The 23,714-nt window shown below is 50.7% G+C and carries 20 protein-coding genes; 5 read left to right on the forward strand and 15 right to left on the reverse strand.

Annotated features, from left to right (window positions below; translation table 11 throughout):
* Positions 1-23: 23 nt before the first annotated feature.
* Both EHN07_RS03625 and EHN07_RS03630 read right to left on the reverse strand, forming a co-directional pair.
* A complete protein-coding gene (locus EHN07_RS03625) occupies positions 24-524 on the reverse strand; it encodes a YciE/YciF ferroxidase family protein (protein ID WP_124022836.1) in 501 nt (166 codons plus the stop codon).
* Between the two features lie 105 nt (positions 525-629).
* Positions 630-812 (reverse strand): con-10 family general stress protein, encoded by a 183-nt coding sequence (locus tag EHN07_RS03630; protein ID WP_124022837.1) that lies wholly within the window; start codon positions 810-812, stop codon positions 630-632.
* Positions 813-1,404: 592 nt separating this feature from the next.
* On the opposite strand from EHN07_RS03630, the gene EHN07_RS03635 reads away from it, so the two are divergent.
* A complete protein-coding gene (locus EHN07_RS03635) occupies positions 1,405-2,313 on the forward strand; it encodes an SDR family oxidoreductase (RefSeq protein WP_124022838.1) in 909 nt (302 codons plus the stop codon).
* A 158-nt stretch (positions 2,314-2,471) separates the two neighbouring features.
* Here the strand turns inward: EHN07_RS03635 and EHN07_RS03640 are convergent, their stop codons facing one another.
* The 3 genes from EHN07_RS03640 to EHN07_RS03650 form a co-directional block, all read right to left on the reverse strand.
* Positions 2,472-2,921 (reverse strand): DUF421 domain-containing protein, encoded by a 450-nt coding sequence (locus EHN07_RS03640; protein WP_124022839.1) that lies wholly within the window; start codon positions 2,919-2,921, stop codon positions 2,472-2,474.
* An 11-nt stretch (positions 2,922-2,932) separates the two neighbouring features.
* Positions 2,933-3,439: a hypothetical protein gene (locus tag EHN07_RS03645; RefSeq protein WP_124022840.1), complete on the reverse strand. Its 507-nt coding sequence runs from the start codon at positions 3,437-3,439 to the stop codon at positions 2,933-2,935.
* A 141-nt stretch (positions 3,440-3,580) separates the two neighbouring features.
* Entirely contained in the window at positions 3,581-4,087 is a 507-nt protein-coding gene (locus EHN07_RS03650; protein WP_124022841.1) for a ferritin-like domain-containing protein, read from the reverse strand.
* Positions 4,088-4,495: 408 nt separating this feature from the next.
* Between EHN07_RS03650 and EHN07_RS03655 the strand changes: the two genes are divergently transcribed.
* Positions 4,496-6,136, forward strand: coding sequence for an alpha-amylase family protein (locus tag EHN07_RS03655; RefSeq protein ID WP_124022842.1), 1,641 nt, complete (start codon positions 4,496-4,498; stop codon positions 6,134-6,136).
* A 10-nt stretch (positions 6,137-6,146) separates the two neighbouring features.
* On the opposite strand, the gene EHN07_RS03660 is transcribed toward EHN07_RS03655, so the two are convergent.
* The 10 genes from EHN07_RS03660 to EHN07_RS03705 all read right to left on the reverse strand — a co-directional run bounded on the left by EHN07_RS03660 (position 6,147) and on the right by EHN07_RS03705 (position 17,797).
* A complete protein-coding gene (locus EHN07_RS03660) occupies positions 6,147-7,133 on the reverse strand; it encodes an SDR family oxidoreductase (protein WP_124022843.1) in 987 nt (328 codons plus the stop codon).
* A 93-nt stretch (positions 7,134-7,226) separates the two neighbouring features.
* Positions 7,227-7,763, reverse strand: a complete 537-nt coding sequence (gene blc, locus EHN07_RS03665) for an outer membrane lipoprotein Blc (protein ID WP_124022844.1) — start codon at positions 7,761-7,763, stop codon at positions 7,227-7,229.
* 135 nt (positions 7,764-7,898) lie between these two features.
* Positions 7,899-8,402 (reverse strand): anti-virulence regulator CigR family protein, encoded by a 504-nt coding sequence (locus tag EHN07_RS03670; RefSeq protein WP_124022845.1) that lies wholly within the window; start codon positions 8,400-8,402, stop codon positions 7,899-7,901.
* A 214-nt stretch (positions 8,403-8,616) separates the two neighbouring features.
* Complete coding sequence (locus EHN07_RS03675; RefSeq protein ID WP_124022891.1) at positions 8,617-9,810, reverse strand: MFS transporter; 1,194 nt, start codon at positions 9,808-9,810, stop codon at positions 8,617-8,619.
* 148 nt (positions 9,811-9,958) lie between these two features.
* A complete protein-coding gene (locus EHN07_RS03680) occupies positions 9,959-11,512 on the reverse strand; it encodes a sensor domain-containing diguanylate cyclase (protein ID WP_124022846.1) in 1,554 nt (517 codons plus the stop codon).
* Between the two features lie 407 nt (positions 11,513-11,919).
* On the reverse strand, positions 11,920-12,342 hold the full coding sequence (locus tag EHN07_RS03685) for a DUF2000 family protein (protein ID WP_244202342.1): 423 nt from the start codon (positions 12,340-12,342) through the stop codon (positions 11,920-11,922).
* 104 nt (positions 12,343-12,446) lie between these two features.
* Positions 12,447-13,262 carry a PhzF family phenazine biosynthesis protein gene (locus EHN07_RS03690; RefSeq protein WP_124022847.1) on the reverse strand — a complete coding sequence of 272 codons (816 nt, stop codon included), beginning with the start codon at positions 13,260-13,262 and terminating at the stop codon, positions 12,447-12,449.
* Positions 13,252-13,914, reverse strand: coding sequence for a helix-turn-helix transcriptional regulator (locus EHN07_RS03695; RefSeq protein ID WP_124022848.1), 663 nt, complete (start codon positions 13,912-13,914; stop codon positions 13,252-13,254). Before EHN07_RS03695 ends, EHN07_RS03690 begins: the two co-directional genes overlap by 11 nt.
* 2 nt (positions 13,915-13,916) lie before the next feature.
* The gene (locus EHN07_RS03700) at positions 13,917-14,303 is read right to left on the reverse strand and encodes a RidA family protein (RefSeq protein WP_124022849.1); all 387 of its coding nucleotides are present in this window, start codon (positions 14,301-14,303) and stop codon (positions 13,917-13,919) included.
* Between the two features lie 203 nt (positions 14,304-14,506).
* The gene (locus tag EHN07_RS03705; protein WP_124022850.1) at positions 14,507-17,797 is read right to left on the reverse strand and encodes a C2 family cysteine protease; all 3,291 of its coding nucleotides are present in this window, start codon (positions 17,795-17,797) and stop codon (positions 14,507-14,509) included.
* 769 nt (positions 17,798-18,566) lie between these two features.
* On the opposite strand from EHN07_RS03705, the gene EHN07_RS03710 reads away from it, so the two are divergent.
* The 3 genes from EHN07_RS03710 to EHN07_RS03720 are packed head-to-tail and all read left to right on the forward strand — an operon-like array spanning position 18,567 to position 23,555.
* Positions 18,567-20,738 (forward strand): type I secretion system permease/ATPase, encoded by a 2,172-nt coding sequence (locus EHN07_RS03710; protein ID WP_208646973.1) that lies wholly within the window; start codon positions 18,567-18,569, stop codon positions 20,736-20,738.
* Positions 20,735-22,132 (forward strand): beta-barrel domain-containing protein, encoded by a 1,398-nt coding sequence (locus EHN07_RS03715; protein ID WP_124022851.1) that lies wholly within the window; start codon positions 20,735-20,737, stop codon positions 22,130-22,132. Before EHN07_RS03710 ends, EHN07_RS03715 begins: the two co-directional genes overlap by 4 nt.
* Positions 22,122-23,555, forward strand: coding sequence for a TolC family protein (locus EHN07_RS03720; RefSeq protein WP_208646974.1), 1,434 nt, complete (start codon positions 22,122-22,124; stop codon positions 23,553-23,555). Before EHN07_RS03715 ends, EHN07_RS03720 begins: the two co-directional genes overlap by 11 nt.
* The last annotated feature ends 159 nt before the right edge of the window (positions 23,556-23,714 follow it).

The raw sequence follows: 23,714 nt of genomic DNA on the forward strand, positions 1-23,714 counted from the left end.
CGGATGATCAAGCGAGGAGGGAATTAACTTTTTTGCTTCGCGCTTTGGTTGATACCAGCTTCGGCAAGCCTGGTTAATTTATTATCCGTCGCTTTCTCTTCTTCCAGGGTTTGGCCAAGAAGCTTTTTGGCATCGCTGTAACCCAGCATCTCGGCCAGCGTACACAGCGTACCGTATGCTGCGATTTCGTAATGCTCCACTTTTTGGGCCGCGGCAATTAAACCGGCGTCCCGAACCGCGCCTTTATCCACGCTGTCGATCGTTTCCTGGCCTTCTTCAATCAGCCCTTCCATGGCCACACACTTCATACGTTTTAAGCGGAATTCAGGAATGCTGTCTACCACCTGGTCGATGCGCTCTACATGGCCGCGTGTTTCTTCAAGGTGGCTGTTAAACGCTTCGCTTAATTTGGGGTTTTCGGCGGCGCGTGCCAGTTTGGGCAGTGCGCGGGTCAGCTGTTTTTCTGCGCTATAGGTGTCAGATAATAAATGAACAAAAAGATCTTCAATGGTTTTGATCTGCATGGGATCGCTCCATAATTCGCTCTTTATTTTACATCAAGGCAGCATGAGCGCACCGATGGCTGCGGCACACCCATGCTGATAAGCTATTAGCCAACGGCGAGGCGGTTATTTATCCGGCTTGCGGCCGCCGCCGTGACTGTTTTCGCCGCCTTTGCGACCGGCTTCTGAAGCACGCTGCGGGTCATTTTTAAAATTCCCACCGCTGTGTTGCCCACCTTTACGTCCTGCTTCTGAGGCTTTTTCACGGTCTTCGGCGAAATTACCAGATCCACCTCTATGCTCTGCCATAATAATATCCTCATGTTGCGTTAGAGATAATGACATACGGAATATGTCATAACATGGAAATTTAAAACTAGCGCAGGATGAGAGAGAGTCAAATTTATATTTTGGAGAGATGGGTGTTGTAAGGGGATGTTATTGTCTGAAGCGAAACGTTAATTATATTTAGACGGCTTAGGTAACCTATTGAATTTTTCTTAGGTTTTATTTGGTTAGCCTGATTGAGATGCCAGTATAATTATATAATATGTCAGTTTTACGCTAAAAATGTTACGTTTGGTTTATCGTCTGGCTACCGAAGTGAAATGGCCAGCTGAGATAATTCTGAATTTTAGCGAAAAAGAGCCGTGACTTAAACGGCGGAAAATAGGGAGTAAATAAAATGCAGTGGTGGTTAAAGCATATCTAACCACAGGTTGAATGCTCTGATTTTTTATTCTTACTTCAACTATGTTACATAGGTGAAATATTTATGATTCTTCTCGTATCACATAGCCTTATATGTGAAAGCTCGTATTTTGCAGCGCAGTGAATGAGACCGCGGTAACGATTTTTGTTCTATGCTTTATTTTCTGCGTATAACTAACAGGAGCTGAATATGCAAAACAAGAATCAGATCCCAGAGTCCCGTAATATCCCCCATGCTGATGCTTATCCAACGCCCCCTTTTGAGCATCAAAAGCAGCCTTTTCCGGGGCTGGCGAAAAAAATGATCCCTGTTCCTGACCACGGTGAAACATCCTATCAAGGCAGCGACAGGCTTGTTGGACGTAAGGCGTTGATTACCGGCGGGGATTCCGGGATAGGGCGCGCCGTGGCTATTGCATTTGCCCGGGAAGGGGCCGACGTTGCCATTAACTATCTCCCTGAGGAAGAAGAAGATGCGGTAGAGGTGATCGCGCTGATTCGTGCCGAAGGCCGTAAGGCCGTCGCCATTCCTGGTGATATCAGGGATGAAGACTTTTGCCAGCAGCTGGTCACCCAGGCAGCGCAGGAGCTCGGAGGGCTGGATTTGCTGATCAATAACGCAGGTCGTCAGCAGTTTTGTGAGTCGATTAAAGATCTCACCACCGAAGCCTTTGACGCTACTTTTAAAACCAACGTTTATGCGATGTTCTGGATAACTAAAGCCGCGCTGAGCTACCTGCCTCGCGGCGCGGTAATTATTAATACGGCATCCGTGCAGGCCTATCTGCCGAGTGACAACCTGCTTGATTACTCGCAAACCAAAGCCGCTATTGTCGCGTTCACTAAATCTCTCGCCAAACAGCTGGCGTCTGAAGGTATTAGGGTGAATGCGGTGGCACCCGGTCCTTACTGGACGGTTTTACAGTGTAGCGGCGGCCAGCCGCAGGAAAAAATTGAAAAATTTGGCGCTTCCGCGCCGCTCGGACGTCCAGGACAACCGGCGGAAATTGCCTCACTATATGTGACGTTTGCCGCTGCGGAATCCAGCTTTACCTCGGGCCAGGTCTGGTGCTCAGACGGTGGTACCGGCACCTTGTAATCAATGTCATCACAACCACCAGCGCCTGCACAAGAGGCGTTGATGGTAAATAAGCTTCTGAATCTTACCCAGTGTGCCTTATATCCCCGTCCTTCAGGGCGGGGAGGATGTCAATTTGTAGTAGTAAGGGTTTTGATCCTTACTACTATTTTTTGAGTTCAGGAGTCGTTTAGCGGAATAATGGAAATATGCCCGTTGCTTTCAAGAATGGCGTATTTAATTTTTTGCCGTTCAGTGATGCCATGATCGATACGCGCGGCCAACAGAATATCTTCTGCGGAGATATCCGCCTTAGTTAATTTTTCAACATAGAAGTGGCCGTTTTCTACCAGGATAACGGGCGTGCCATCAAGTAAGTCGTCGGCGGCAGGGATTTTTTTCTTTAATATTCCGAAGGAGATATCGACCACAATCAGCGTCACGATGGTGAGCATGGCGCCGGTTACTGAAAAGTCATTTCCCAGCAAAGCCTGTTGTGTGGCTTCACTAATGATTAACAGCAAGATTAAATCAAACGAGGTCATTTGCAGCAGCGCGCGCCGCCCGGCGATTTTAAATACCACGATTAAAATCAGATAGACGGCCAGCGCCCTAATTACCGTATCCATTGTTGTTGTCCTCAGGGATAAACAAACTGGCTGAAGGTTAGTCCAGCCTGCTGGTTTGCAACCACATGGCTGGTAAGCTCGCCGGCTTGCATTGGGGTAAGGCTTAACCAGATGGTTTGCGTGGCGTTTGCCATCGAAGGGGAATATTCGACGATCAGCTCGCCGTGTTGGCTGTACATTTTATCGGGCTGTGGCAGCAGATTATCAATGCGGTAACCGTGCATAAAATCGCCGCCCAGCTTGATTTGCTGAGGCTTGCCGGGTGCTGGCGCAAAGCTAATTTTCAGCTCTACGTCGCTCAACAGGCGGTTGAACTTCTCATAGTCCACTTTTAACGTATTTGCTTGATTTGAAAGGCTTTTCTCACTTAAATACCCCTTTGAAAAAGCGCCAGCCAGCGCACCAAGGACTATCAGCAACAGCAGCACAAACCCGATTTGTCGCACCACAAATTCAAACTGCAGCCAGCGGGGTTTTTCTTGGACCGGCGCGGATTTTTTTACCGATTCAGCGTTCATTATTTTCACCATGGATAAAAGGGCATCCGGCAGTACAGAGCTTAACCCTATTGAGCACCGGCGTTTTAACACCGGTTAAAAGCCATTAACTGCGAGCACGGCTTTTAACCGGTGAAGAACGAAGAGCCTGTCACGCCCGGGTTATTTCTTAGCTTCTACACCAGGCTGGGCCGAGCGGTTTAAAAACGCAGCGGTGAGTTCGGGGAGATGGGCTGCCGCCCAGTCGGCCATGGCTTGTTCTTGCTGGCGGATAGATTTGAAGACCTCCACGCCTTGTGGATCGCCTGCGGCTTCAGCCGCAGCAATCAGCGAGGTATAGCAGGCTATTTCAAAGTGTTCAAAAACATAGCTGCTGATCGCGCCTTTTACCACTTCATCAGGCGTCATCATGCCGCTTACCGCCTGGCCCAGAGCCACTATTTTGCTCATGGCATCTTTAAACGAGGAGGTTGAAATACCGTTACGCGACAGCACTTCTTCCAGTAATGCCTGCTGTTGACGGGTTTCTTCAAGATGCCGCTCAAGCTGCAATTTGAGGGCTGGATAGTGCTCAAGGCGTTCGGACATCTTGCTGAGCATCGACTCTGCCTGTTTCTCCATCGCGTGGGCGTCACGTAACCAGTCATGATAATTCTCTACCGGGGTCATAGATATTCTCCTTCGTCAGTTGTTAGTCAGAACGGGCTGGAGCATAACGCTCCTTTTCCTTCTTTCTACTTTCATAGCGAAGCGCTGAAATAAAACGGAACGGATAACTTCCTGCTACCGTTTGAAATAAGCAAATTAAATAATAGTCGAAAATTATGGCATGGGGTGACGAGATGAATTGAAGTGCGCGAACCGTAGCTGATAGATAGCTATGGCAATGTACTCGGTTAAATACCCGATTTATTCTCTGGCAAGGATTTAACACGCCAGGCGATCCCACCGCAACCCGGTACCAGATTAAATGCCCTTGCTCCCAGGCGGGACTGCAGAAATTTCACCCGCATAATAATTACCGCTACAGTTATTTGAGGGCGTATTTCGGTAACGCAGCGATAAGAGAGCGTAAAGATGAAAAGCGACTGGTATAAAAATGCGATTATTTATCAGGTGGATACTGGTTATTTTATGGATTCAAATGGTGATGGAATCGGGGATTTAGGCGGGGTGGTAAAACACCTCGACTATATTCGCGGTATCGGCGCAACGGCAATCTGGCTGACGCCTTTTTATCTGACCCCCTTCAGGGATCACGGATATGACGTTCAGGACCATCTGCAGGTAGATCCACGCTTTGGCGACCTTGCCGATATGGTATTTATGCTGGAACAAGCGGAAGAGTTAGGGCTGCACGTTATTATCGAGCTTATTTTACAACATACCTCCCGCGAACATATTTGGTTCCAGGAAGCCAGAAAAGATCGCAGCTCTCCTTATCGCGATTATTATATCTGGGCAGATGAACCCCCGGAACATGATGAGCCGCCGATGTTTCCCGGTGTGGAAAATAGCGTCTGGAGCTGGGATGACCGCGCGCAGCAGTTTTATCGTCATATGTTTTATCACCACGAGCCTGATTTGAATCTGGCTTGCCCGGCACTGATCAAAGAAATTGAGCGCATTATCGTGTTCTGGCTGCGTCTCGGGGTTTCGGGATTCCGGCTTGATGCCGCCTCACATATGGTGAAACAAGCGGGGCAAGGGGAGATAAAAAAGGGTTTTCCTTTACTTAACCATCTGCGCGATTTTGTCGGGCTGCGTAAACCGGACACTATTTTATTAGGGGAGGTCGATGTACCACCGGAGCAATATCGGGATTATTTCGGCGATAACGACAGGCTACATATGCTTCTCAGCTTTACGCTAAATAAGCATATGTTTCTTGCTTTTGCCCGCAAAGACGCACGTCCGCTGGCGAAAGCGATTGAAGAGATCCCGCAGCCGCCGTTACGAGCCTGTCTGGCAAACTGGCTGCGTAATCACGATGAACTGGATTTGGGCGAGTTAAGCCAGGCGGAGCAAAAAGAGGTTATCGCGGCTTTTGGTCCGGCGCCGGATATGTATATTTACCAGCGTGGGCTGCGGCGGCGGTTGGCACCGATGTTCAATAACGACACGCAAAGGCTGGCGATGGCCTACGCCGTGCTGTTCTCGCTACCCGGCACGCCGATCGTTCGCTATGGCGATGAAATTGGCATGGGTGAAAATCTCGCGTTAAGCGAGCGCAACGCGGTGCGCACGCCTATGCAGTGGTCGGGGGAAAATAATGCCGGGTTTTCTGCGGCGGCTGCCGAAAAGCTGATTGCGCCTGTGATTAACCGGGGGCCGAATCGCTACCGTCTGGTGAACGTCAATAAATCACAAATTGAAGACCGTTCTTTACTGCATCTGGTTAGCAAAATGGCAAGGACAAGGCTTGGGTGTAAAGAGATAGGATCGGGGCGCTGGAAGATGATTCACACCCAAAGCCCATCGATTCTGGCGATTCGCTATGACAGCGATGGCGATGCGCTGCTGATGGTGACCAACCTGAGCGATAAGAAAGCCCGGGTTACTATCGACCAACCAGACCTGATGATGCTTACCGAACTGCTGGGTGATCAGGAATATGCAGCCTCGGGCACCATAACAACGCCCTGCAAATTTCCGGTTAACGGCTATGGCTATCGCTGGTTTACGCTGAGCAAAATACCCCATAGCAGCGCCCGGTAATGTCCATTTCTCAGCGTTGCCGACGCTTGCTGCGCCACCACACCAGACCACCGAGAATACCTAATGCCGCAAGTGCGGCTTTTCCTGCAAAGGCAGGATCGATGGCGATAACGCTGTTCTGCGCTTCATGGCTAAATTTTCCCCGGCTCTGGTGATGGCCTTCAACCGGGGAGAAGAGGTTATCCGCTTCGGCCTGCGAATGAGCCGAGGCCTGCATCTGGCCGCCCCAGGCTTTCTTCGCCATTAACTTATCCAGCCAGCCGGGGAAGAACATATTGCCGATGATCGATTCTATCGTCGCTTTGCCAACCCAAAGCTCACGCGGAGCTTTAATCGTGGCTTTAAAAATGGCTTCAGCCACCGCTTCAGGTTGGTAAACAGGGGCCACCGGACGGGTAGCGCGGGGGAGTTTATTGCGTGACCAGTCGAATTGCGGCGTATTCACACCGGGAAGATGAACCATGGTCAGGCGGATCCTGGAATGATTATGGGCAAGCTCGGAACGTAAAGCGTCAGTAAAACCGCGAATGGCGGACTTTGCCCCACAATAGGCCGATTGCAGAGGAATTGAACGATAGGCCAACGCCGAGCCAACCTGGATAATATGCCCGCAGCGGCGGCGTTCCATCAGCTTTAAGGCTTCGCGAGTGCCATTAATCACGCCATGGTAGGTGACATCGGTCACCCGCTGGTATTCCGACTGGTTCATTTCCGTAAAGGGCGCGATAACGGTGCACATTGCGGCGTTGATCCAGACATCCACCGCCCCCAGGGTGTTGGCTATTTCATGGGCTGCCTTTTTCATTTGCCCGGTATCGGCAACATCCGCACTGACCCCTATGGCCCGGATGCCGATGCTTTCCAGCTCCTTCACCGTTTCGCTAAGCCCTTTCTGGCTGCGTGCAATCACCGCCACATCATAGCCGTGGCGCGCAAAACACAGCGCGGTTGCCCGCCCGACACCAGCCGTTCCCCCCGTCACTACCACTGAAGGCATAGGTTTCTCCTGTCATTATCATCGTGCAGCAATGGAATTTTCTGCCTGACATTGATTATTGGATAAGGCAGGGGATTTTGCTGAGGGTTTTCATTAACGCTTCATCTGGTGGTTCACCCACACCAGGTTATTCACCGCAAATCCCAGCCCCCGGGCAAAGGACAAATAGCGCTGTTTCACCTCGTCAGGAATTTCAGGCTGGCGCGATAAAATCCACAGGTAATCACGGTTTGGCCCGCTGACCAGGGCATATTGATAATCCTCATCCAGCGCTATAACGTTATATCCGCCATAGAACGGGCCGAAAAAAGAAACCTTGAGGGCCGCAGTTGTCGGGGCGCCGGTAAAGTAGGCTTTGCCCTCGCTTGACTTCCACTGCTTTTTAACCGCATCAAACCCCTGATTGAGTACGCTAATTCCCCCATCGCTGCGCTTGCCGTAGGTAGCGGTCACCTGTTCCAGGCCGCGTTCAAAACGGTTTTCGAGGCGTGCGATTTCATACCATTTGCCCAGATAACGAGCGGAGGAAAAGTTTGTCAGTGGCTTTACCCCTTCAGGTGGCGTAGGGGAACGGCAGGCGGTTAAAGCCAACGCTATAGCCACCCCCGTCAAAACTGGCAAAATCCTCATTAACCAATCCTTAATATAAGCATGGGTATTTGCGGCCATTGGCACAGGCGCTCAATTTATATATTCGGTGGGGCTTACGCCTAATTTCTGGCGCAATATAATGCCGACCGAAAATTTTTGTAACACGAGCCTGCGTCAGTCAAAAACGCCATTTATGATGGATGTCACTATGGCGGTGCTGAGCGCGATTAACACTAAATCATCGCCCACGATCTTCCATTCATACCCCGGATAATAGGGTAACTGGTTCAGCATCGACGCTGGCACTGTCTTTTTCGCAATCCCCGGAGGAAGAGGTTTTCCCCGCGCCAGATTTTTTGCAATACCCGGTGGCAGAGACTGATAACCCGTCAGGCCATAATTGACGGCCAGATGGCGAGCGGTATCGAAGCTGATATCCGAGTCGACACGGTCCGGTTTACCGTAGTTTTTACGTTGCCCGCCTGAAGCGTTACTTTTTTTCTCTACGTTCTTCTGATTATTGCCATGGTGGCTACTGTTTTTATGATTGCCGCCGCCCCCTCCATTGCTATTGCCGTTGCCATTACCGTTTCCGGGATTTGCCAGCACCGGAGTGGCGAACAAGGAGAGTGAGAGCAGCGTGACCAAAACGGCGGTGCTATTGCGAGGTTTAAACATGGTTATTTCCTTTTGTGTACCCGTTTACAGAACAGTAGCTGCGGCTATGAATAATGGCAATATGTCCGATTCCGAAATTAAACTGGCCAACCAGCAAAGGGCAAAGTGGAATAATTAGCTCGGAACCATAATCGCGAAGTGAATCAAACTTGAAATGAAAAACTGCTTCCCTATGTGAAGCAGTTGACTCTGAGTTGCTTTAGCGGCGTTTACTCTAAGGTTTCAGGCAGGATGCCGGGGCTAAACGCATGCCACACAGCGTTACCAGGCAGATAATAGCGCCGGCATAAAAGGTTGATGCCGCGCCGAGCGTTTCCCATAAAATACCGGCCCCCAGGCTTGCCAGCAGCAAAGCAACGCCGCTCACCAGGCTAAACATGCCAAATGCCGTGCCGCGTAAATCCGTCGGTGTGCTACCGGCAATCATGGCCGCCAGCAGGCCCTGTGTCATCCCCATATGGAGTCCCCACAGCGCCACGCCCGCCAGTATCCCTATCCAGTGAGTGCTCAGAGCCAGTACCAAATCGGCAACAATCAGCACTAATAAACCGCCCTGCAGCATTGTTCTGTGGCTCATTCGGTCGGAAAGCTTGCCTGAGGGGTAGGCCGATACGGCATAGATCAGGTTCATTGCCACCATTACCAGGGGAATAAGCGCCAGCGGAATATCCATCTGCTGCGCCCGCAGGACTAAAAAAGCCTCGCTGAAACGGGCCAGGGTGAATACGCCACCTAGCCCAACAACCCACCAGTAAGTTCGCCCCAGACGCGCCAGATTCTCTCGTTTGATGGGATTACTGCGCTTGTGTGTGATGGGAGAACGCGGCTCTTTGAGACCAAAAAACAGTAACCCCAGGGCCAGTATGCCAGGGATCACAGCGACCCAGAAAACCGCACGGAAGTCGTCGTGCCACAGCAGCATCAGGGCAACCGCGATGAGCGGCCCCAGAAAGGCGCCAATGGTATCCAGTGACTGACGCAGACCAAAGGCGGCACCGCGGATGTCTGGCGGAGTGACATCGGCAACCAGAGCGTCTCGCGGAGCGCCACGGATCCCTTTTCCCACGCGGTCGAGCATACGGGCGCTAAATACCAGCCCCGAGCTGGATGCTATTGCAAACAGCGGCTTGCTCAGCGCCCCGAGACCGTACCCCAGCAGGGCCAGCCCTTTGCGCTTTCCCAGGTAATCGCTCAGCACGCCTGAAAAAACTCTGATGATTAACGCAGTTGCTTCAGCAAGACCTTCAATTAAGCCAATGATAATGACGCTGGCTCCTAAGGTGGTTGCCATAAATAGCGGCAGCAGGCTGTGGACCATTTCGGAGGAAATATCCATCAGCATGCTGACACCGCCCAGCACCCAGACACCTTTAGGAATACGCACCAGCACGGAAAAACGTGAGGACATCATGTCACTCCAACACACTCGTTGAAAATCAGATGCCTATTAAACCAACATTTTTCGAATTTGATAAGCATTAAAAGCAAATGATTATCAATATCATTATTGATGCGGTTGACTGCCTCTTTCAGTCGCTTTTATTACCTGTGATAACTCAGCTGGCAGGAGTGAGTGAAGAAGGCGCAGCCTCTTCCCATCCGACTATCTGATTTTTACCATTATGTTTGGCGACATAAAGTAGCTTATCGGCGTTTTCAAGCAGCTCTTCAGCCGTATCCTCTGCTTTCCAGGCCACCAGGCCGCAGCTGAAGGAGGCATGCAGCCCTTCTTCACGCCATTTTCGTTCGCAAATCTTTAGCCGCCACTCTTCTAAAATATCGTGGCACTCTTTGTAACTGAGGTAAGGAAACAGCACCGTAATTTCCTCTCCGCCAAACCGGTATAACGAACCATGGCTTGCGACAATGTTAATACCTGACTGGCTGACAAACTGTAACACCATATCTCCTTTGTTATGACCAAAGGTATCATTAATCAGTTTGAAGTTATCCAGATCGATAATTGCCAGATGGAAATGATGCCCTTTCTTGATGAGCCGCGACATATCGTCATCAAATTTTCGGCGCGTACCCAGCTCGGTCAGGCTATCGGTAGTGGAAAGGAATTCGGCCGCTTCAAGTTTTTTTTGTTTCTTTATCAGGCTGTCAGAAATATTTTCAAGCGTGGCGAAATTTTCTGACATTTCAACGCCATGGATATTCATAAACAAGATGTTAAGCATCCTCTTAAAATAAATTCTGCATAATAGCATGATGACTAAATATAAAACTGAACAGGTGGCAATAACCGAGAACAGAAGAATGTATGCCGCGTAAAATACATCATGATAAGAGTCATAGCTGACCACGGTAAAGGCAACCCAGTCGGGGTTATTGTAGGTGCGATAGAAAACAAATTTGTTGGTTTCGCGGTCAAAAAAATGGCCGTGGTGTTCAGTCGCTTTCGCAATCCAGGTATCAGGCACCTTATTTGAAAAGATTTCATTTGAATTAGCATGCATAATCACGTTGCCATCTCTGGCTGCGACTTTAAATTGACCATTGTAAGGGATGGCGAAGTTATGCAGGATGCGGCTCATTCTTCTCAAGTCGAGTTTTAAAGCGACGTTTCCTTTATGCTCAGCGTGGTCATCGAATATATTCATGCTGACGATAATCGCCATTTTGATATCGTCATCCTCATTTTTCGTTGCCGGTGTATACGGCCGGGAAAAAAATATTTCATCCTTTATCCCGGCTTTCGGATACCACGACCGACTGGTAGGCTTAAAATTATTCAGTTTGATGGTCGAGGGGTAAACTTTAAAATTACCATGAGTGTCTGAAATCAACCCTGCTTTGAAGAAAATGGAGGAGTTGATAATTGCGGGGATCAGGGTGTTAATTTCGTTGTATGTTGGGGCAATAAATTTCGCAATATTATCTCCCCCAAGGCTACCTTCGATCGACTGAAACAACAATTCGATTTCATGCACCTGGTGCTCAATGCTGCTCTGGGCGGCATTCTCAGTGACCCGGGTCAGGGTTTCAACGAATGTTTTATTGGTATTGTACTGGATATAAAAAAAGCTGCAGATGCTGATAAACAGAAAAGGAATGAGCATTATTAGCATTAAAATGGTTACTGCTTTATTTGTTGTAATTTTCATTTTTTTAACTCAGAGTTACCTTGTAACTTAAATGTAATATATACAACCAAATGTTGTTATAAAATGCTGCAGTGTGATTTTAACAGGCAATAGCAATGTTACTAATCTTGCTTATGATAAATAAGAGGGGAGAGGCAAGCAATGAAAATGGAATAATATTACTGAAGGTGCATGTAATAAATCAATGCTGTTAACATTCGAACCTTTCTGCTGTTGTGAAAAACGTTAAAATGTTTAACGCGCCATTAATTTAATTAACAAACGGTAAGCGATTTAAGCCAGACCTGGAGAGGGGACCTGCGGGGAAAGAGGCAGCTAACACCAGAAACCGCTCTGCCTCTGCTGGTTAAATATCATTATAGCCAGTGTGGGTATATGTCCCCTTCACCCGCTTATTGAAAAGTTAATTACGCTTTAAACACCGAGAATTTTTTCATCAGCGGTTTCAGCTGTTCGGTATCACCATAGACCGCCAGAGCAACAAAATCTAAATTTTCCAGGGGAGTTTGCCGCGTTAAATTTATTTGTTCCGCTGAAGAGCTTCCCAGCATGGTGGTGGTAAAAAAGTTATAACATATTTCTGCCGCCTGGCATTTGAGCGCTAGTGTCGCTAGCTGGCTGCTATTCTTAGACTGTAAAATAATCACCGGATAATTATTTAAATAGGCGCAAAGCCCGCTTTCCTGATTTTGATAATCATGAAAGTTGAGGTCTTTCTCTTTCAGTAAGATCCCTGAACTGATATGAGCAATAGCATTCATCAGCAAGGCGATATCTTTATTACGGTCCACAACGAGATATAATTTTTTTTCACAGTCTTCAAACATCATGCCATCTCAGGTTAAAGGGATGATATCGCGCACCCCGGCTAATTCTTATTTCGACTCCCCGACACACAGGGGAGTTTGTCTGGCAAAGCACGGATAAATCGTGGCTACAGTAAAAAATACCCTTCAACCATCAGACGGGCTTTACCCGTTAATTCAACGCGGCCGTTATCTTTTATATGGCAATCAATATTGCCCTTACGCGGGCCGCCTTGCTGTGCGCACAAGTGCTTTTTGCCCAGCTTATCTGCCCAGAGCGGGGCCAGAAACGTATGAGCCGATCCTGTTACCGGATCTTCATTTACGCCGACCTGCGGTCCGAACCAGCGTGAACGGAAATCATAATGTTGCGCTGCCACTGTCACCACCACACCTCGGGTTGCAAATTTTTCCAGCGCCGCGTAATCAGGTGAAAGCATCTCCAGCCGCTCTTCATCTTTGATGATGACGACAATATCAGAAGCCTGCCAAATCTCGGCGGCTTCGCCTTCTAATCCCAGCGCCGCGAGCAATCCTTCCGGTGCTGAGATCGGGACTGGATTAACGAGTGGGAAATCGAGCGTGTAATTCTCACCATCGGATTTAACCTTCAGTATCCCGCTACGGGTAGAGAAACGAATTTCCTGTTCCGCAAAGTCATGAAGAGAAAAAAGCACCGCGGCGGCGGCAAGAGTGGCATGGCCGCAAAGATCAACCTCAACGGCAGGGGTGAACCAGCGCAACGCGAAATCTTCATCCTGGCGGACCACAAATGCGGTTTCCGAAAGATTATTCTCGCGGGCGATATTTTGCAGCGTAATGTCATCGAGCCAGCTATCCAGCAGGCAGACGGCCGCGGGGTTTCCGGAGAAGGGCCGATCGGCAAACGCATCCACCTGATAAAAAGGAATTTTTTCAGCGCTGACTGCCTGATTATTTTTCATTTAATCTCTCCAGATCGTTATAAATAGTGTGTCGAGTTACGCCCAGCGTTTGTGCGGCTTGCTGAATGCCACCTTTCATCTTAAAAATACCTTTACCGTGCATTTCAGAAACTATTTTCACCCGCTGTGATTTCGGGATTTTCTTCCCGCTCACCGAGTGCCTGTCAATAATGTCCTGAATCGTTTGCTCAATAAGCTGACTCAGCTCCGGTTCCTGACTCTGTGGTTCTGTTTTGCTGCTTATCACATCAATGGCTTTGCGGAGCTGTTCATAAGGGGAGGTATCCACATTGACGCAAAACGCCATCAGTGGTTCCCCCTTACTGCTGTAAAAAAGTGTTGAAGCGCTGCTGAGCAACTTCCCCGATTCCGTCGTCGTTTTATAGTCTTTTATGGTGACGGGCGGTGTATTCGGCTTTTGCGGCACTAACCCGGCAAAACCCGCATCGGTGTCGGGCCCGGAGAGCAGATTATCGCCGGGTTTGCGCCCGCTAATGTGACCATTAATTATTTTCTGTACCGAATGGGCTGGCGTGGTCAGGTTATGCAGAACAATTTCATGATTACCGGCGAGAGTGGCCGCCAGTGAATCCATAGCGGCTTCGAGAATGCTGCTCAGCAAATCAAGCTCTTTCTGGTGTTCTGATGCCATTGTCAGGCTCCGTTATGGCTACGGTCCAGCGCCTGTACTTCAATCTCCACATCCAGATTAAAAGCGATGTTGGTGGTGGTCAGGCTGCGGGCTGGAAAATGAGTCTGGAAGAAGGTTCTGTAAACCTCATTAAACGCCGCAAAATATTTCATATCCGACAGCCAGACTTTTACCCGCACAATATCTTCCAGGGAACATTCCGCCCGGGCCAGAACATTTTCAATATTGCAAAGAATGGTGCGCGTCTGCTCCTCAACGCTGGCATACAGAGGCAGGCCCCGATCGTCCATCGAGACCTGACCAGAGAGAAAGACAAACCCTCCCGCTTTTACCGCGTCAGAAAAAGGATAAGGTTTTGTCGAGGGATAATGCTCAATAGGTTTGTGCATGGTTGTGGTGTATTTGAATTATTCAGCGAAGCAATATATCGACTGAGTGTTAAAAATTCAACAGAAAGTTGAATTTTTGGGGCGGCCAATAAAACGTCCAGGGGAATGGCAGCATGTAACCCTGGGAGGGTAATGAAAAAGGCTATCTCGGTGTTTAAGCCAATACTCCGCACCGAGGTGCGGAGTGTATACGTTTTCAGCTATCAGGCATGGGCTACGGCAAGTACCCCTGTATTTGTGTTGGTAGTCTGAGAGACTAAAGAGAGTGAAGAGGCTGCGGGGGCCGGAGCGACAGAAGCCATTGCCGTCACCAGTTGCCCGGCTGCACCACTTGCGGTATATGAATTAGCGAATCCAATGCAAGTATTGAAATTGCCGTGCTGCCACATTTCATCCATCGAGGCTTCAAAGGTTCCGTCAACGTTGTCAGTACGATAGGCTCCCCATGGGTTAGTGAGGATAAAATCATTGGTGGCTTCATTAAAACCGATAATCGCAAATGCATGTCCCCCAACGAAATTTGTTTGCCCTGTGACGGGATCTGTTGAGTTCTCCCAGCTGGAAAGCTGCGCTGGGGCTCCATTCAGTACCGCTGTTTTCAGTAATTCAAAATCCGTGGTGTTCCATGTCTCTTCGCTGGTATAGGTCGCTCTGAATTGAGTTATCTGGTCACCGGTAATGGCTTGCAGTTTTTCAAAGAGACCTGGAAGGCTGGAGTAACTGTTATTTTCCCCCCAGTAGGTGGATTCAAATGCCACGTTTGCCCGTTCGGCAATCGCCACCCAGTTCGATGTATCCATACTTGCGCCATAGCTACACACATTACTGTCAACGTTGACCCAGGTAGCAACGCCTTTATTAAAGAAGCGTACGCTGTAAGTATCATTTGAGTTCTGAACGATCATCGATTTAATAAAATTGGGGTCGGCATCGACAACGGCCTGGAGGGCGGAGAGATAGGAACAATCGCCGATCCCTCCCTGACGAATATCATTGATGCTCGGCATGCCGTCGGCAAATAGCGGCCTACCATCAACATGGGCGGTTGAAGAGGAGACCGGCACGTCGGCACCGTCAAGCCAGGTGGTGATTAACTGGCCAAACTGCGTTGCCGATGAATCCACATTTAAACTGCCAATGCGAGTAAATGACCCATCTACAGGCGAAGTCCACTGAACCGAAGCTCCGTTCGCTCCTGTGACCATGCCGTTGATCAGCGAATAGATCGAAGAAGTTGTCCCGTGTACAGCCCCGATATCCTGCAGATAGATCTTCAGATCGTTGTACTGTGAGGCAGTTAGACCGTCCGTCAGTTCAGCGGCAAAATCTTTCATCACAGATTCAATCGAGCGGAAGCTGAACAGGGATTCATTACTGGCATCAAGGGTCTGCATAATGTTTTTCAGACCCATATCGCTCAGGCTGCTAATTAACGACTGCTCTGTGCTCTGGTTAAGCGCCACCAGACTCTGCTGCGAGGCGGTGAGCGTACTGCGCTGAGCAGCGGTAAGACGCGACTCAATAGAAAGCAGCGTATCATTGCTAAGAGTGGTTAAATCCCCGGCATAACAGGCAAGATGAGCCGCATCCAGATTGCTGATTGCCGCAGGCGTCAGGGCGGCAAACTGGGCTGCGGTCATTGACTGAAACTGCGTTAAGCTCAGGTTATTAAGCAGTCCCGGCTGTAGCCATTCCGGATGCGTCAGTGCCTGGACCTGGGTGGCATTAAGGGTATTAAACTGAGCCTGAGTCAGCCCCTGGTATTGGGTGCGAGTCAGGGAGCCAAGCTGGCTGGCTGAGAGGGCGGAAATATTAAGGATGCCGAATTTTCCGCGCGGCAGAGAGCCGAGGTTGTTCATGGTGGCGACCTGAGCGGCGCTCAGGGCCGTCAGATGGGCGTTATCCACCGCCGAGAGGGTGGAGGCGCTAATCTGGTTCAGCTGTGTTGCCGTCATCGACTGGAAGGTGGAAATATTCAGGTTGTTCAGCCAGTCGGAAGAGAACCAGTAGAAACTGATCGCAAGGCTGGCTAACTTTTCAGCGGTGAATCCTGGCGCGGCGGAGGCTGACATCCAGTCAGGGTGCTGCATGGCGTGGATCTGGGCATTGCTTAAAGAGCTGATTTGTTGGGCTGTCAGGCCTGCATACTGACTTTTAACCCAGCCTGCGATCGCCGATGTGGACAGGCCGGTGAGATTGAGCTGGCCGAACTGGGCGCTGCTCAGGGCTGCAATGCTGGTGATGTTGTTAACTTCTGCCGGAGTCAGGCTGCTCAGGTGCGAGAACTGATACGGCGTTAGTCCCTGCAGGGCCGTGGTGCTCAGGCTGTTGAGCCAGCTGTCGGGCAGGAGAGAAAAATCGGTGTTAATGGCGTTGACCTGGGCGACCGTCAGGGCACTGACCACATTTAGCGGCAGAGCGGCTGGATTGGTCATGGCGCCAATCTGTGCGGTGGTCAGGCTGCTGAATTCTGCAGGCGTAATGGTCGCATATTGGTCGGGCGTCCAGGCGGCAATCTGCGCGTTTGACATGGCAGACAGGTTGAGCAGGCTGAACTGATGCGCGCTCAACTGGCTCAGATCGTGTAATGCGGTGAGCTGGATGGGGGTAAGAGTGCCGAGGCAACTATCGCTGATACCGGCAATGGCCGATGCATTAAGCTGGCCGAGCTGAGTGGCGGTGAGCCCCTGAAAAACTTCCGGGGTCAGGCTGCTAATCCAGTCTACGGCAATAGCGGAGAAATCAAGTTTGATAACACTAATCTGCGTGGCGTTCAGGGCGCTGAAATGAGCCTTGTCAATCTGCGTCCAGGTCGCTGCGGAAATCTGAGCCAGGCGACTGTTATCCAGAGCCTGGAAAGAATCCAGCCGCATCTGGTTAAACCAGGCGCCGTTAAAGCGGCTGTAGTTAGTGGTGAAAACCAGTACCTGCGAGGGCTGAATGCCGGAAACCGCAGAGAGTGGAAGCCAGGTGGCATTCTGCATGGCATCAATCTGAGCTTTGGTTAACAGCGACATCTGCGCGGCAGTTGTCCCGGCCCATGAACTTTGTCCCCAGCTCGCCATAGCGGTGGGTGATACGGCAGTCAGATCAAGCAGGGCAAACTGGGCGCTGCTAAGAACGGCGCGTTGACCAACAATACCAATCTGGGTTGGCGTAAGCGCGGTTATATGGGCGTTGTCAATCTGCGCCCAGGTCGCAGCGGCAATTTGGCCAAGACGGCTGCTGTCCAGCGCCTGGAAAGTAGCCAGCGGTAGATAGTTGAGCCAGGCTGCGCTGAACCAGGAGAGGCTGATATTAATTCCGGCTAATTTTTCAGCGGTGAACCCAGCAGCGGCAGAAGCGGGCATCCAGTCAGGATGCTGCATTTGCTGAATCTGGGCGCTGCTTAGCGACTGGATTATATCGCTGTTCAGCAGTGCGTAATCTGCCTGTGTCCAGGCAGAAATATTGTTAATATCCGGCGAAGTCGTGCCGTCTTGTGCGGAAGCCATAGAATACCCCTTGAGAATCGCTGTTATCTTTTTAGCAGCCTGAACAGTTAAATTCACCGCAGATGAAAAATGCGAAATTAATTGATTCAGGTTAAATGGTGTTGATGTCGTGAAATAACATCACCTTCAAATTAACGGTTGATTAATTAAATGGCAACATGCTGGCAACTGATTTTTTCGCTGAAGAATTGAAATGTTTTTTTCAGGGGCATTAACGATGCTTATTGGTTTTCTCTATCTTTTCAGGATAATTCGTTAAATATATTCACACTTCTTATGTATTTTGCCGATTACTCCTCATTTTTTGTTTTATTTACTTACACTTTGCTTTCTTGTGGTTATTGTGTAATTTTACGTTAGCATTAAATTAACAACTCATAAGGGAGTGCGTCAGAGCAAAGCTTGTTTTCATCTTTATGATTTTATGTGGTTTTATCTTTTCGGTGGCTTCTTTCCTTCCTCCGTCAGCCTGTTGCGCGAAGAGGATAAGGTAAAAACGTGTTAACGGAATGGGGTAAATCGCCAGTAGTGATAAAAGTTATAGTTATTTAAATTTTTTACAAAATGAGAAAACCGTTTTCGTTATTGGAAATGTCGATCTCAATCTTTCCTGTTTAATACAAATAGTGTCAATTGGATAAAGCTTTAGGGAATGGATTAATTACATTAAACAATCTGAGCGATTAATGTACGCCGTCATTATTTCTCTGTGGAATAACAATTCTGCTGACGGTCTACGCGCGTGGATAATAATTAGAATCGGTGGTAGATGATGGATAGCGGTTTTTTCTGTTTACAGGTTATTGGCGCATTTCACCAGATTGCGGTCGATAAAGAAAATCTTAAGCATCAGTTTTCCGGTCACCTCGACACCCGTCCAGATGGACAAGCGGTTTTTGGCCGTCAGGCGATATTAATGGCTGCGCAATCCCTGGGGCTGAAAGCAAAAGTTGTACAGCAGGATGTCCGCCGTCTCGATAAGGCCGCTTTGCCGGGTATTGCTCAGTTTCGTGACGGACGTTTCTTTATTATTGCCCGTTACGACCCCGGAACCCGCCCCGACGGGGGGGAAGCCGCTCCGCGTTTACTGATTCAACACGAAGGGAACCCACCCGAATTTATTACGCTTGCCGATCTTCTCGTGCAGTGGACCGGCGAAATCATCTATTTCACCAGTAAAATGAACTTCAGCGGCGCGTTAGCAAAATTCGACTTTACCTGGTTTATTCCCGCCCTGATAAAATATCGGCGCATTCTCGGTGAAATCCTGCTTATCTCTCTTGTTCTGCAATTAATTGCCCTGGTCACCCCGCTGTTTTTCCAGGTGGTGATGGATAAAGTGCTGGTTAACCACGCGATGAAAACCCTGCATGTTGTCGCCGTTGGCCTGATTGTGGCGAACCTGTTTGAAGCGATGCTGACGGGGATCCGCACCTGGGTATTTGCCCATACCAGCAGCAAGATTGATGTGGAGCTGGGTGCACGGCTGTTTCGCCACATGCTTAATTTACCCATAGCCTATTTCCAGAGCCGTCGCGTTGGGGATTCCGTGGCGCGCGTGCGGGAGCTGGAGAATATTCGTGCTTTTCTGACCGGTAATGCCATCACCGTGGTGATGGATATTCTTTTCTCCTTTGTCTTCCTGGCGGTGATGTTCAGCTACAGCGTGAAGCTGACGCTGATTGTTATCGCCTCGATTCCGCTGTACATCTTTTTATCCGTGGTCTTCACCCCCGTACTGCGCCGCCGTCTGGATGAGAAGTTCAACAAATCGGCGGAAAACCAGTCTTTCCTTGTGGAAACCATCAGCAATATTGATACCGTTAAAGCGATGGCCGTTGAGCCACGCTGGGTCAAAAAATGGGATGAACAGCTGGCCGGGTATGTGACATCAGGGCTGTCCGTGACCAATATTTCCACCATCGCCAGCGGGGGGATCACGCTTATCAGTAAGCTGGTGACGGCCGCCATCATGTGGGTGGGCGCCGGGCTGGTGATTGATAATCAGCTGACCGTAGGCGCGCTGGTGGCCTTCAATATGCTTTCCGGCCAGGTTTCTCAGCCTATCCTGCGGCTGGCGCAGCTGTGGAATGATTTCCAGCAGGTGGGGATCTCCATGAGCCGCCTCGGTGACATTCTCAATGCCCACCCGGAAGTGATGGATCAGAAATCCCGCCTGCCGCGGCTTAACGGTGCGATTGAGTTCGACCAGGTGTCCTTCCGCTATCGGCCGGACGCCTCAGAAGTGCTGCGTCAGGTCAGTATTGCGATTAAACCTGGCGAAGTGATTGGCATTGTCGGCCGTTCAGGCTCAGGAAAAAGCACGCTGACCAAACTGGTGCAGCGCCTGTATATACCCGATCGCGGGCGCGTGCTGCTGGACGGACACGATCTCGCGGTGATTAACACCACCTCACTGCGCCACCAGATTGGCGTGGTGCTGCAGGAAAACAGCTTATTTAACCGTTCGGTACGCGCCAATATTGCGCTGGCTAACCCTGCGCTGCCGCTCGAAACCATTATTGAAGCGGCGAAACTGGCGGGGGCACATGAGTTTATCTGTGAATTACCCGAAGGCTACGACACGATTATCGGGGAGCAGGGGGCGGGCCTGTCAGGCGGGCAGCGTCAGCGTATTGCCATTGCCAGGGCGCTCATCACTAACCCGCGCATCCTGATATTTGATGAAGCCACCAGCGCGCTGGACTACGAGTCGGAAAAAATTATCCAGGACAATATGCGGCGCATCTGTGAAGGCAGAACGGTGTTGATCATCGCACACCGCCTCTCCGCCGTGCGTGAAGCTAACCGGATTATCGTGATGGAAAGAGGCCAGATTGCAGAGGTGGGTAGCCATGATGAGCTGTATCAGAAATCTGGCGGCATCTATGCGCATTTGTATTCGTTGCAGCAAGGAACCCGTAACGGAGGGGGATCATGAGCCTGAAACACCGCTATGCGGCCTGGTGTGAACTGCTGGCGCACTACCGCAAACATTTTTCCTGGTTCTGGCGCCAGCGCAATGCCATCACCCCTCCGTCACTGAAAGCCGAAGAAGCAGAGTTTTTACCGGCAGCCCTGTCATTGCAGCTCTCGCCCGTCTCGCCTACGGCGCGCTGGACCGCACGTATTCTGATGGCGATGGTGCTTTTCCTGTTCCTGTGGGCCTTTATTGGCAAAGTGGACATCATCGTGTCTGCCAGCGGGAAAATCATTCCGTCGGAAAGATCCAAAACCATCGCCTCGGTGGAAACCGCGCGCGTCACGCAAATTTATGTACACGACGGGCAGAAGGTGCAGGCAGGCGAGCCGCTGCTGACGCTGGATTCCGGCATGATTGAACACGAGCAGAAAAGGGCGGAAGTCGATCAGGAGATGGCCGCGCTCCAGGTGTTGCGCTCCCGGGCGCTACTGGCCTCTCTTGATACGGGCAGGCTACAGCCGTTGAGTGGAGCCGACGGACTGGCGGCTGACCGGGTGGAAGAAGCCCGTAACCAGCTGGAAAGTCAGTGGTTCAATGTGACCAGCAGACTCCAGGCTCTTGAGGGTGAGATTACCCGTTACGGCCAGCAGTTACCCATCGTCAGCCAGCGTGCGCAGAACTATAAAGAACTGGCAAAGGATCATGATGTTGCCGTGAGCGCCTGGCAGGAAAAAGAGCAGGACAGGATTGAGCTACAGGGAAAGCTGGCGGACGCCCGCCATCAGCGCGCGGCGTTTCTGGCGGAAACACGCAAGAACACCGCAGAAGAGCTGACCACCGGTATGAAGCAGCAGCAGGAAGCGCAGCAGGATATACAACGGGCAGCGGCACACAAAACCCAGCTTCAGATTAATGCTCCGGTTGACGGCATCGTCCAGCAACTGAAGACCCATACCGTCGGTGGCGTGGTGAGTGCCGCCACCCCGCTGATGGTGATCGTGCCTGAGCAGAGCAGGGTGGAGATCGAGGCTATCGTGGAAAACAAGGATATTGGTTTCATAAAGCAGGGCCAAAGAGTCGCCGTGAAGATTGAAGCCTACGACTACACCAGATACGGCATGCTTGACGGTGTGGTGACCTATATTGCCCGCGATGCGATGAATGCCGGAACCGATAATATTGCCCCCCCTCCCGCAGATGACAGCGGTAATGAGCCCCAGAGGCCGCAGACCTCACAGTACGCCGTGCATGTGCAGCTCGATCGCAAAATCATGGATATAGATGGCCGGGAGGTGGCGCTCAGGCCGGGCATGAGCACCTCTGTTGAAATTAAAACCGGCAGCCGGCGGGTGATTGATTATTTCCTGTCTCCCCTTATTCAACATACCCATGAGAGTCTGAATGAACGCTAATAAATGGTTTTCAGCCCCGCTTTTTACGCTGTGTCTGTGCATTCTGCCGGTATGGGGAGAGGGGCTACAGTCCTGGATTGACGATCCGTTGCGGGCACAACCGGTGCAGCTTCAGGGGGGCGTGACGCTGCCTGATGCCAGCCAAGTCAGCTGCATGGCCGCCGTGGATTTCAGCCAGCCGCTGGAGCTGCGCGATGCGGTGGACACCGCATTGTGTAATAACCTGCAGATACGCGCCACCTGGGCACAGATCAAAGCGCAGAGCGGCGTGCTGGGCGAGGCTCGTGCTGCCTATCTGCCGACCATCAGCGGCTCTGTTAGCCGTCTGCGTAATACCACGACCTATGGGTCCGGTTCGCGGGAGCCCGGCACGAGCAGCACCGGTAACCAGTATTACGGCTCGTTAAACTGGCGCCTGTTTGATTTTGGGGGGCGAGCGGCAAACCGGGAAGAGGCCAATCAGATGCTGCTTTCCGCCATTGCCGGTCATGATGCCTCATTACAAAAAACCATGGCTGCCGTTATCCAGGCCTGGTTTGAAGTGGCCACCAGTCAGGCGGTGATGACCGCGCGTGAACAGATTTCTCAGCTGGCGCAGCAAACGCTGGATGTCGCACAGCGGCGGGAGCAAAAGGGGGCGTCATCACAGGATGATACGCTGCAGGCGTCGACAGCGCTGGCCAAAGCTGAACTCAATAAGATGCGCGCGCAGGGAGATTATCTGAAGAATCTTGCGCTGCTGAAACAGGCTATGGCCATCGATCTGAATACGCCAGTGAGCCTGCCCCCGCAGCCCGAGCGCGTGATCCCTGCGGATATTCATGAGCTGGGCAGGTGGCTGAAAGAGGCGGAAGCCCGTCATCCGGCGATCCAGCAGGCGCGTGCAAAATGGCTGGCCGATCGGGAAAAAATTACCGTGACCCGTTCGGAAGGGCTGCCCACGGCCGACCTGACGGCGCATATCTCAAGAAACGGTTTCCCTAATCAGGGGCTGTCAACGATTAACCAGACCAGCAGGGATATCGGTATTACCGTCTCGATCCCGCTGTTTGAAGGCTTCAGCCGCAACTACAAAATTATGGAAGCGCGTGCGCAGGCAGAGCAGAGCGAGGCGCAGATGGAAGAGACCACGACGCAGATCCTGACGGATGTTGTTAAGGCTTATGCCGATGCGAAAACGGCGGTGGGTGTGCTGACGGCAAGCGAGCGGCTGCTGAACGCCGCGCAGGCCTCTGTGGCCTCGGCTAAGCGGCGTTACGCTAACAGCGTGGCGGATATTCTTGAGGTGCTTAATGCCCAGTCGTCGCTGGCGGACGCCCAGCAGCAACGCATTGAGGCCATCGCCCAGTGGCGCTCGGCGCGGCTAAGCCTGCTGGCAAATACGGGAATATTGAGCCAGCTCTCCGGCACGGCAGATGAATAACGCTCACATTATGAGCTGGAGAGAAAAGTAAACGGATAGTAAAAATGGGAGGGGGTTGGGTTAAAAAAACAGGCCCAAGGTTAGCATTTGGTGTGTTTATTGTGTAAAACTACATAAGTTTAAGTAAACAAAGTAGATGAGAAATTAACGTCCAGTGAT

It is taken from the genome of Buttiauxella warmboldiae, assembly GCF_003818135.1.
Lineage (GTDB): Bacteria > Pseudomonadota > Gammaproteobacteria > Enterobacterales > Enterobacteriaceae > Buttiauxella > Buttiauxella warmboldiae.

Bases quoted from the DNA above. Each gene is read 5' to 3' on its own strand.
- EHN07_RS03705 (WP_124022850.1), bottom strand. From the start codon at position 17,797: ATGGCTTCCGCACAAGACGGCACGACTTCGCCGGATATTAACAATATT.
- EHN07_RS03680 (WP_124022846.1), bottom strand. From the start codon at position 11,512: ATGAAAATTACAACAAATAAAGCAGTAACCATTTTAATGCTAATAATG.
- EHN07_RS03695 (WP_124022848.1), bottom strand. From the start codon at position 13,914: ATGGCATCAGAACACCAGAAAGAGCTTGATTTGCTGAGCAGCATTCTC.
- EHN07_RS03675 (WP_124022891.1), bottom strand. From the start codon at position 9,810: ATGTCCTCACGTTTTTCCGTGCTGGTGCGTATTCCTAAAGGTGTCTGG.
- EHN07_RS03720 (WP_208646974.1), top strand. From the start codon at position 22,122: ATGAACGCTAATAAATGGTTTTCAGCCCCGCTTTTTACGCTGTGTCTG.
- EHN07_RS03625 (WP_124022836.1), bottom strand. From the start codon at position 524: ATGCAGATCAAAACCATTGAAGATCTTTTTGTTCATTTATTATCTGAC.
- EHN07_RS03630 (WP_124022837.1), bottom strand. From the start codon at position 812: ATGGCAGAGCATAGAGGTGGATCTGGTAATTTCGCCGAAGACCGTGAA.
- EHN07_RS03645 (WP_124022840.1), bottom strand. From the start codon at position 3,439: ATGAACGCTGAATCGGTAAAAAAATCCGCGCCGGTCCAAGAAAAACCC.
- EHN07_RS03655 (WP_124022842.1), top strand. From the start codon at position 4,496: ATGAAAAGCGACTGGTATAAAAATGCGATTATTTATCAGGTGGATACT.
- EHN07_RS03685 (WP_244202342.1), bottom strand. From the start codon at position 12,342: ATGATGTTTGAAGACTGTGAAAAAAAATTATATCTCGTTGTGGACCGT.
- EHN07_RS03640 (WP_124022839.1), bottom strand. From the start codon at position 2,921: ATGGATACGGTAATTAGGGCGCTGGCCGTCTATCTGATTTTAATCGTG.
- EHN07_RS03710 (WP_208646973.1), top strand. From the start codon at position 18,567: ATGATGGATAGCGGTTTTTTCTGTTTACAGGTTATTGGCGCATTTCAC.
- EHN07_RS03690 (WP_124022847.1), bottom strand. From the start codon at position 13,262: ATGAAAAATAATCAGGCAGTCAGCGCTGAAAAAATTCCTTTTTATCAG.
- EHN07_RS03715 (WP_124022851.1), top strand. From the start codon at position 20,735: ATGAGCCTGAAACACCGCTATGCGGCCTGGTGTGAACTGCTGGCGCAC.
- blc (WP_124022844.1), bottom strand. From the start codon at position 7,763: ATGAGGATTTTGCCAGTTTTGACGGGGGTGGCTATAGCGTTGGCTTTA.
- EHN07_RS03650 (WP_124022841.1), bottom strand. From the start codon at position 4,087: ATGACCCCGGTAGAGAATTATCATGACTGGTTACGTGACGCCCACGCG.
- EHN07_RS03700 (WP_124022849.1), bottom strand. From the start codon at position 14,303: ATGCACAAACCTATTGAGCATTATCCCTCGACAAAACCTTATCCTTTT.
- EHN07_RS03670 (WP_124022845.1), bottom strand. From the start codon at position 8,402: ATGTTTAAACCTCGCAATAGCACCGCCGTTTTGGTCACGCTGCTCTCA.
- EHN07_RS03635 (WP_124022838.1), top strand. From the start codon at position 1,405: ATGCAAAACAAGAATCAGATCCCAGAGTCCCGTAATATCCCCCATGCT.
- EHN07_RS03660 (WP_124022843.1), bottom strand. From the start codon at position 7,133: ATGCCTTCAGTGGTAGTGACGGGGGGAACGGCTGGTGTCGGGCGGGCA.